Origin of the sequence: Ligilactobacillus araffinosus DSM 20653, assembly GCF_001435375.1 — a bacterium.
Classification (GTDB): domain Bacteria; phylum Bacillota; class Bacilli; order Lactobacillales; family Lactobacillaceae; genus Ligilactobacillus; species Ligilactobacillus araffinosus.
In genome coordinates this window covers 47126-55258 of sequence record NZ_AYYZ01000019.1, presented here as the reverse complement: position 1 = coordinate 55258, position 8133 = coordinate 47126, and the positions used below count along the sequence as shown (strand labels likewise).

6 protein-coding genes are annotated in these 8133 nt (G+C 40.9%); all 6 read left to right on the top strand.

All coding sequences use genetic code 11. The annotated features are described in order from the left end of the window. Positions 1 to 212 precede the first annotated feature (212 nt). The 6 genes from FC64_RS03420 to rnr all read left to right on the top strand — a co-directional run bounded on the left by FC64_RS03420 (position 213) and on the right by rnr (position 8132). Positions 213 to 1421: a phosphoglycerate kinase gene (locus FC64_RS03420; protein WP_057906552.1), complete on the top strand. Its 1209-nt coding sequence runs from the start codon at positions 213 to 215 to the stop codon at positions 1419 to 1421. A 63-nt stretch (positions 1422 to 1484) separates the two neighbouring features. Beyond that, positions 1485 to 2240 (top strand): triose-phosphate isomerase, encoded by a 756-nt coding sequence (tpiA, locus tag FC64_RS03415; RefSeq protein ID WP_057906554.1) that lies wholly within the window; start codon positions 1485 to 1487, stop codon positions 2238 to 2240. 103 nt (positions 2241 to 2343) lie between these two features. Further along, positions 2344 to 3669 (top strand): phosphopyruvate hydratase, encoded by a 1326-nt coding sequence (gene eno / locus FC64_RS03410; protein ID WP_057826818.1) that lies wholly within the window; start codon positions 2344 to 2346, stop codon positions 3667 to 3669. Positions 3670 to 3780: 111 nt separating this feature from the next. After that, positions 3781 to 5352, top strand: coding sequence for a ClC family H(+)/Cl(-) exchange transporter (locus FC64_RS03405; protein WP_057906551.1), 1572 nt, complete (start codon positions 3781 to 3783; stop codon positions 5350 to 5352). A gap of 60 nt (positions 5353 to 5412) precedes the next feature. Then, positions 5413 to 5649, top strand: coding sequence for a preprotein translocase subunit SecG (secG, locus tag FC64_RS03400; protein WP_057906550.1), 237 nt, complete (start codon positions 5413 to 5415; stop codon positions 5647 to 5649). Between the two features lie 92 nt (positions 5650 to 5741). Continuing rightward, positions 5742 to 8132, top strand: coding sequence for a ribonuclease R (gene rnr / locus FC64_RS03395; RefSeq protein ID WP_057906549.1), 2391 nt, complete (start codon positions 5742 to 5744; stop codon positions 8130 to 8132). Position 8133: the final 1 nt, after the last annotated feature.

Genomic DNA, 8133 nt, shown 5'->3' with positions numbered 1-8133 from the left:
TGGTACGACAATGAATCAGGCTTCACAGCTCAAATGATCCGTACATTAGAAAAATTCGCAAGCATGCTTAAATAATTAATTTAAGTATGAAAATCGAAAGATTTTTATAGAGGCGGGTGGAGGTATAGCCTCTACTCGCCTTTATTTTATAGTGAAATTGGCTTCAAAAACCGATTTAACTACCAAATTTATATTTATGGAGGTTAGGCACTATGGCTAAACTTATGGTATCTGATTTAAAAGATGACCTTAAAGGTAAAAAAGTTTTAGTTCGTGTTGACTTTAATGTTCCGATTAAAGACGGCGTTATTGGTGACGACAACCGGATGACAGCTGCTTTACCAACAATCAACTACATTATTGACAACGGTGGAAAGGCAATCTTGTTCTCACACCTTGGTCGTGTAAAGACTGAAGAAGACAAGAAGGCTTTGACATTGAAGCCAGTTGCTAAGCACTTAGCAGAATTATTGAACAAGCCTGTTACATTTGTCCCTGTAACACGCGGTGCGCAATTAGAAGACGCAATCAACAACATGAAAGACGGCGACGTTTTGCTTGTTGAAAATACACGTTTCGAAGACTTAGATGGTAAGAAGGAATCAGGTAACGATCCTGAATTAGGTAAGTACTGGGCATCACTTGGTGACATTTACGTAAACGATGCCTTTGGTACAGCTCACCGTGAACACGCTTCAAACGTTGGTATCGCTTCAAACATGAAGGCTGCCGGCAAGAAAGCTGCTGCTGGTTTCTTACTTGAAAAGGAAATCAAGTTCTTAGGTAACGCTGTTGACAATCCAGCACACCCATTTGTTGCTATCTTAGGTGGTGCAAAGGTTTCAGATAAGATCGGTGTTATCAACCACTTGATCGATAAGGCTGACAAGATCATCGTTGGTGGTGGAATGGCATACACATTCTACGCAGCTAAGGGTATCAAGATTGGTAACTCATTAGTTGAAAAAGACAAGATTGAATTAGCTAAGGAAATCATGGAAAAAGCTGGCGACAAGTTAGTTCTTCCAATTGATAACGTATGTGCTGAAAAATTCGATAACGATGCTCCAAGCAAAGTTGTTGAAGGCGATATTCCTGATGGTTACATGGCCTTAGATATCGGACCAAAATCAGTTGAAGAATTCGAAAACGTTTTGAAAGACGCTAAGACAGTTGTATGGAATGGACCAATGGGTGTATTCGAAATGCCTAACTTCGCAAAAGGTACACTTGAAATTGGCAAGTTCTTAGGTACATTGACAGATGCTACAACAATTGTCGGTGGTGGTGACTCAACAGCTGCTGTTAAGAAGTTGGGTGTAGCTGACAAGTTAACCCACATCTCAACTGGTGGTGGCGCATCACTTGAATATCTTGAAGGTAAGACATTACCAGGTATTGCCGCTGTATCAGACAAATAATTAATTTGATTCAGATAGGGAGGGCAATCCTCCCTATTTTTATTGAAAGAAAGGATGAAGATTATGCGTACTCCAATTATTGCAGGTAACTGGAAATTAAATAAAAACCCACAAGAAACAACAGAATTTGTAAATGCTATTAAGAATGATTTACCAAAGAACACAGACGTTGAAACATTGATTTGTGCTCCAGCAGTTGATTTGCCAGCATTGATCGAAGCAGCTAAAGGTTCAGAATTACACGTTGGTGCTGAAAACTGCTACTTTGAAGATGAAGGTGCTTACACAGGTGAAACATCACCAAAAGTATTAAATGAAATGGGTATTGACTATGTCATCATCGGCCACTCAGAACGGCGCGGATACTTCCACGAAACAGATGAAGACATCAACAAGAAAGCAAAGGCCATCTTTGCAAACAACATGAAGCCAATTCTTTGCTGCGGTGAATCACTTGAAACTCGTGAAGCCGGCAAAGCTGAAGAATTTGTTGAAGGCCAAATCAAGGCTGATTTAGAAGGTTTATCAGCAGACCAAGTTTCAAACATGGTAATTGCTTATGAACCAATTTGGGCAATTGGTACTGGTAAGACAGCTACAGCGGACCAAGCTGAAGAAATGTGTGCTGCAATCCGCAAGACAGTTGCTGACTTATATGATGAAACTGTTGCTGACAAGGTTCGCATCCAATATGGTGGTTCTGTAAAGCCTGCAAACGTTAAGGAAATCATGTCAAAAGAAAACATTGACGGTGGTTTAATCGGCGGTGCTGCTTTACAACCAGACTCATTCTTACAATTAGCTCACTACAAAGACTAATTTTTGAATGGATTTACGTTGAAAGTTTAAAGTAAAACCAGTAAAATAATACATGAAAACAATTTCTAAGATTGTTTATCAAAGTTAAAGGAGATTATAACATATGTCTGCAATTACAGAAATTTATGCTCGCGAAGTCTTAGACTCACGTGGTAACCCAACAGTTGAAGCTGAAGTTTACACAGAAGCAGGTGCTTTTGGTCGTGGAATCGTTCCTTCAGGTGCTTCAACAGGTGAACACGAAGCTGTTGAATTACGTGATGGTGACAAGTCACGTTACATGGGCAAGGGTGTTTCAAAAGCCGTTGCTAACGTAAACGACGTTATCGCAAAAGAAATCGTTGGTTACGAAGTTACAGATCAAGTTGCTATCGATAAAGCAATGATTGCTTTAGACGGTACACCAAACAAAGGTAAGTTAGGTGCTAACGCAATCTTAGCTGTATCAATCGCTGTTGCACATGCTGCTGCAGATGAATTAGAAGTTCCTTTGTACAACTACATCGGCGGATTCAACGCTCACGTTATGCCAACACCAATGATGAACGTTATCAACGGTGGTGCACACTCAACAAACAAGGTTGACTTCCAAGAATTCATGATCATGCCTGTAGGTGCTCCTTCAATGAAGGAAGCTGTTCGCATGGGTTCAGAAACATTCCACCACTTACAAGCAATCTTAAAGGATGCTGGCAAGGCAACTGCTGTTGGTGATGAAGGTGGCTTCGCTCCTGACTTTGCTAACAACGAAGAACCATTACAATATCTTGTACGTGCCATTGAAGATGCCGGCTACAAGCCAGGTAAGGACGTTGCCATTGCAATGGACGTTGCTGCATCAGAATTATGGGATGACGAAAAGAAAGTTTACAAGTTACGTTGGTCAACAGGTGAAGAATTCACAACACCAGAATTCATCAAGTACATCGAAAACTTAGTAGACAAGTATCCAATCGTATCTGTTGAAGACCCAATCGACGAAAATAATTGGGATGACTGGGCAACAATCACAAGCGAACTTGGCAAGAAAGTTCAATTGGTTGGTGACGACTTCTTCGTTACAAATACAGAATACTTACGTAAGGGTATCAAGATGGGTTGCGCAAACTCAATCTTAATCAAAGTTAACCAAATCGGTACTTTAACAGAAACAATGGAAGCTATCGAAATGGCTAAGGAAGCTGGTTACACAGCTATCGTTTCACACCGTTCAGGTGAAACAGAAGACACAACAATTGCTGACTTGGTTGTTGCTACAAACGCAGGTCAAATCAAGACTGGTTCAATGAGCCGGACAGATCGGATCGCTAAGTACAACCAATTAATGCGGATCGAAGATCAATTAACAAGCAACGTTGCAGAATACAAGGGTATCCACTCATTCTACAACTTAAGCGAACAAGCTCGTCAAGACATTATGAACAAATAATGCCTGATAGAGATATAAAAGAGGAAAACCGATTACGGTTTTCCTCTTTTTTTTGGTTGCGGATAATGTTATATTTTTTTAGGTAACACTTTTATGTGAAGAGGGATTAACGTGTTAAAAAATAGAGATCAAAAGGTTGATCTAACGCGATTCAAATTTATTATAAAAGGACTCGGCGTTGGTTTAATTGTTGGTTTTGTTGTAAGCTTGTTTCGTTTTTTTATTGTAATTGGGTTACATTGCGTTTTAATTGCATATCATTTTATGCGCCATCATCCAATATATATTCTTCCGTGGATTTTATTAATGTTGTTAATTGCTTTTATTAATTCACGATTAATAAAAAAAGATCCGAATATTATGGGATCAGGAATCCCACAAGTTGAAGGTCAATTAGCTGGCGAAATGGAAATGAATTGGTGGAGTGTTCTTTGGCGGAAATGGATTGGCGGCGTTTTGGCGATTGCTTCTGGGTTATTTCTTGGACGAGAAGGTCCGTCAATTCAGCTCGGAGCAGCCGTTGGGCAAGGCTTTGCTGAAAAAACCAATCATAAAGGCGTCGGCCGGCGAGTGTTGATTGCTGGCGGAGCAGCTGCGGGATTATCGGCAGCTTTTAATGCCCCAATTGCTTCATCACTTTTTGTTTTGGAAGAAGTTTATCATAATTTTTCACCGTTGATTTGGACGACGGCTTTAAGCTCAGCGATTGCTTCAGATTTTATTTCAATGAATTTCTTTGGACTTACGCCGGTTTTGCATTTGCGTTATTTTGAATCATTTCCAATCAAATATTATTTTCTACTAATTTTCTTGGGAATCTTTTTAGGCTTTTTAGGGAAGCTATATTCTTACATGACGTTAAATATTGACAAACTTTACGCTAAAATTAAATGGCTTCCGCGAAACTGGGATTCTATTGTTCCATTATTAATGGTTATTCCATTGGGATTGATTTGGCCGCAAGTTTTAGGGGGTGGCAATGCAGTTGTTTTGGGAATTAATCATTTTTGGTCAAGCATTACGGTCTTAATTGCTTTATTCGTTGTTCGATTAGTTTTTTCAACAATTTCATATGGTTCAGGTCTTCCCGGCGGAATTTTCTTGCCAATCTTGACATTAGGGGCAATCGTTGGGGCCCTTTTTGGAAAAGTCTGCGTTGCACTAGGTTTAATGCCGGGAAAGTTAGTAATTAATTGTGTCATATATTCAATGGCAGGATATTTTGCCTGTATTGGAAAAGCTCCGTTTACAGCGATTTTACTGATTACTGAAATGGTTGGATCATTGAGCCATTTAATGCCATTAGCGGTGGTTTCATTGATTGCCTATACTGTAACCGATATTATGCGGGAGCGTCCGATTTATGAAGCAATGTTAGATGCTTTGCTTCCTGAGAAAGAAGAAGCAGCTGAAACTTCAACTTTTCAGGACCGGATTGAAGTTCCAGTATTTGCTGGATCATTTTTACAAGATAAATCAGTTCGTGATTTTCAATGGCCGAAAGAATGCTTATTGATGGCGATTCGAAGAGGAGAACGGGAGTTAATTCCGCATGGTGATACGGTTATTCGAAGCGGTGACACGTTAATTATTTTAACATCGCATGAGAACCGGGCATGGATTCGTCATCGTATTGATGAACTTGCGCAAGCAGTTTATAAAAAGAAACAGTTGGCAAAATGAGTTAATAAATGATAAAATGAGAATTGGTTTTATAACGGAAGAGTGAGGAGGATAAGTGAATTGTATAATACGCTCTTAACGTTACTTGTGATTGTTTCGATTTTAATTATTATTTCAGTAATGATGCAACCCGCAAAGACTGATAATGCTTCAACTGCTTTATCAGGCGGTGCAGCTGATCTTTTCAGTAAGCAAAAGCCAAGAGGATTTGAAGCCTTTATGCAGAAGGTAACTGTTGTTTTAGGGATCTTATTCTTTGCGATTGCTTTAGGCTTAGTATATATTTCATCGCATTAGTCGAAAAAGAAGCGGGGCTGTGACTTTATTCGTCGCGGCCCTTTTTTACATAAAAGTAACGCTTAGTTAATATTTGATAAACGAGGAAACGAATGGAAAAACAAGAAATCATTAATGCATTATATAAAAAATTTAATGAAGAATCAGACCGGCACTTCACGGTACAGGAACTGGCAGATTATCTTGATATGAACCATGGAGCCCAATTTAAGTTCGTTGTTCAAGCATTGACGCAAATGGAACATGACGATCAACTGGGGTTCGATGATGACAACCGGTTCTATTTGAAAAAGCCGATGCCACATTATGAAGGGGTCTTTCATGCTAACGACCGCGGTTTCGGTTTTGTAACGATCGATCCGGATGAACCGGATTTCTTTATTAACCCGTTAAATACTTTATCAGCCTTGAACGGGGATGAAGTTGAAATCGAAATGGTTACACCGGGCGATCCTGAACATGAAGTCCGACCGGAAGGAAAAGTCGTTGCAATCAAAGACCATGCTTTGACGCAGGTTGTTGGTGAATTTCGCAGCGATGAAGATCAGAACTTACCGCAAGGAATTTTAGGAACAATTCACTTAACCGATAAGAAAATGACGAATTTGCAGGTCTTTGTTGAAGATAAAGGCTTGCACCCGGTTCCAGGACAAGTTGTGCTGGCTGACATTACGGCTTATCCTAGCACGGCGCTTCCAGGAATGTTGAAGGTTGTTCCAATTAAGGTAATTGGGAATGTTAACGACCCAGGGGTTGATATTTTACAAGTTGTGTATAAGCATGATATCCCAACTGAATTTCCCGATGATGTGCTTGAAGAAATCAGCCATATTCCGGATTATGTTACGAAAGAGGAAAAAGAAGGCCGGGTTGATTTAACTGATCAAAAACTGGTCACGATCGATAGTATCGAATCAAAGGACCTTGATGATGCGGTCAATGCATGGAAACTTCCAAACGGTAATTTCCACTTAGGGGTTCACATTGCCGACGTTTCACACTACGTAACTCCTGGCAGTCCGCTTGACAAGGAAGCATATGAACGCGGAACGTCAGTTTACCTGACTGACCGAGTAATTCCAATGTTGCCGCACAAGTTATCAAACGGGATTTGTTCACTTAATCCGCACGTTGAACGGTTAGCAATGACGTGTGAAATGGAAATCAATCCGGAAGGAAAAGTTGTTAACCACAAAATTTTCCCAAGTGTGATCAAATCAACGGAACGGATGACGTACGTTGCGGTCAACAAGATCCTGGAAGCCCACGATGAGCAAACCATGGAACGTTATAAAGAATTAGTTCCAATGTTTGAAGATATGGCTGAATTGCATAAGATTTTGCTGAAGATGCGGAAACGGCGCGGAGCAATTGAATTTGAAGATGATGAAGCTAAAATCATTTTGGATGATGACGGTCACCCAATCGACATTCAATTACGGAACCGGGGGACCAGTGAACGGATGGTTGAATCATTCATGTTGGCTGCCAATGAAACGGTTGCGGCCCACTACAACAATCTTAACGTTCCATTTGTATACCGGATCCACGAAAAGCCGAAGGAAGAAAAAATCACGGCATTCTTTGAATTTTTATCAGCTTTAGGCGTTGAAGTGACGGGAACGAAGAAGGATATTCAACCGAAGATGTTGCAGGGAATCTTGAAAAAGGTTGCCGGCAAGCCGGAAGAAGCGATGGTTTCAACGATGCTTTTGCGGTCAATGCAACAGGCGAAGTATGATGATCATCCAATCGGTCACTTTGGCTTAGCCGCAAGCGACTACACGCACTTTACTTCACCAATTCGGCGGTACCCAGACTTGACCGTGCACCGCTTGATTCGCTACTATGCGGAAAATGGAACAAGTGAAGCTGCTCAAGCTAAATATAAAGATAAACTGCCTGAATTAACGAAGCACAGTTCAGAAATGGAACGGCGCGCAATTGATGCTGAACGGGAAACGGATGACTTGAAGAAGGCTGAATACATGGCTGACCACATCGGCGAAGAATTCGATGCGGTTGTCAGCTCAGTAACGAAGTTTGGAATGTTCATTGCCTTACCGAACACCGTTGAAGGATTGATCCACATCAGTGAAATGAAAGATGACTACTATGTTTATGTTGAAAAACAAATGGCATTGGTTGGTCGGCGCTACAAGCGGACATATCGGATTGGGCAACCGTTACGCGTGAAGTTGATGGACGTCAACGTCGAATTGCACGAAGTCAACTTTAAGTTGCTTAACCCGAAGGATGCACCGAAGACTGATTTATTGGACGGGGTTGATTTGCCTGAACTGAAGAAGCCGTTTAACCGCAACCGGCGGGATGGCAAAGGTAAGAATAACCACCGCAACAATGGCAACCGAAGTGATCGTCATAAGGATAACCGCAAGAACGGTTATCGCGGCAACCGGAACAATAATCGACGCCGGAATAATCAGCACAAACGCAATCAGGACAATCGATACCGCCATTAAT